This window comes from Bifidobacterium sp. WCA-178-WT-4B (assembly GCF_009696495.1).
GTDB lineage: Bacteria > Actinomycetota > Actinomycetes > Actinomycetales > Bifidobacteriaceae > Bifidobacterium > Bifidobacterium infantis.
Window position 1 is genome coordinate 1 of sequence record NZ_VULV01000030.1, and the last position, 1432, is coordinate 1432.

The following is a 1432-nucleotide window of genomic DNA, read 5'->3' on the forward strand; positions in this document are numbered from 1 at the left end:
GGGGGTGCGGATGTTTTTTTGGACGGTCAGGCGGCCAGTCCAAGACTTCTGCGGTATTGCACGGGGCTCATCCAGTCCAGTGACTTCTTGATCCTGGTTTCATTGTAGTGGGTCAGGTAGGCGGCCAGGCGTTCGCGGAACTCCTCGTAGCCCACGCCCCTCCAGTCCCGCCCGTAGAATAACTCGTTCTTGAGCCTGCCGAAGAACCCCTCGGCGGCCGCGTTGTCCGGGCTGCATCCCTTGGCGCTCATCGACCGGATCAGCCCGTGCTCCTCGCAGATGCGGATCCATTCGTCCCACCGGTAGTGGCAGCCGCGGTCGGAATGGATGATTGGATGTTCCCCGTCCCTGAGCGTGGCGACCGCGTCAAGGAGCATCCGGTTCGCCATGTCGGCGTTCGGGGAGCGCGACAAGGTCCAGGAGACCACCATCCCGTCGAAGCAGTCGACCACCGGGGAAAGCCAGCACTTGTACCCGTCCATGGTGAACTGGGTGACGTCCGTGACCCACAGCATGTTCGGCGCGTCGGCGTGGAAGTCCCGCTCCACGAGGTTCGCCGGGGCCTCGCCGATCTCGCCGGCGTAGGAGCTCCACCGCTTCGGCCGCTTCAGGTACACGGGCCGCATGGCCCCCTCGCGCATGATCCGCCTGACGACCTTCTCCGAGACGACGATCGGGTCGGACTCGTCAAGGCGCAGCATGCGGTGGATGGTCCGGTATCCCCATGCGCGCCCACCCTGCTCGAACAGGCCGGCGACGCGGGCCCGCAGCACGGCGTACCTGTCGCCCGCGGCGATCGCGCCGCGCTCGTAATAGTAGGTGCTGCGTTTCAGCCCCACGGCCTTCAGACAGGCCGCCAGGCCGAATTCACCCCTGATCGCGTCGACGACCCGCGTCCTCTCCCTGTTCGTCAGCATGGACGGGTCGAGGCGCGGGTCGTCGGCTTTTAAAACATCGATCGTCTCCCGCATCACCGCGTTCTCCAGCCGCAGGACCTCCACCTGCCGGCGCAGCTCCTCCACGTCATCGCCGGCCGCGGGCATCGGTTCGGCCGGCATCGGCGCGTTTCTCCTGTCCATCAGTCCCAGTATCCCCTCGCTCCGGTAGCGGCGCATCCACTGGTACACGCTCGTCGGCGTGCAACCCGCGTCGCGCGCCACGCGGGCGAGGGGCTCGCCCTCGAGCGCGCGTCTGGCCGCATTCGTCTTGCATTCCAGCGTATACGAACGCCTGCACGCGCCCGTGTAACGCGGGTCCTCGCGAACCCATTTCACCAGCGCGCCCTCGGACGGGTAACCAAGCTCGGCAATGACCTTCCTGATGGTCATGCCCTCCGTGAAATACAGGTCAACGGCCCTGCGCCGATCCTCCATCGAAAACATGCGGACTCCAATCCGGACGCCCAAGCGTCCAACTTTCCGTCCGCATCCCC

1 protein-coding gene is annotated in these 1432 nt (G+C 65.9%); it reads right to left on the minus strand.

Features of this window, described 5'->3' with window-relative positions; translation table 11 throughout:
* Window positions 1-26 precede the first annotated feature (26 nt).
* Entirely contained in the window at window positions 27-1382 is a 1356-nt protein-coding gene (locus FYJ31_RS12380) for an IS3-like element ISBlo11 family transposase (RefSeq protein WP_012576493.1), read from the minus strand.
* Window positions 1383-1432: the final 50 nt, after the last annotated feature.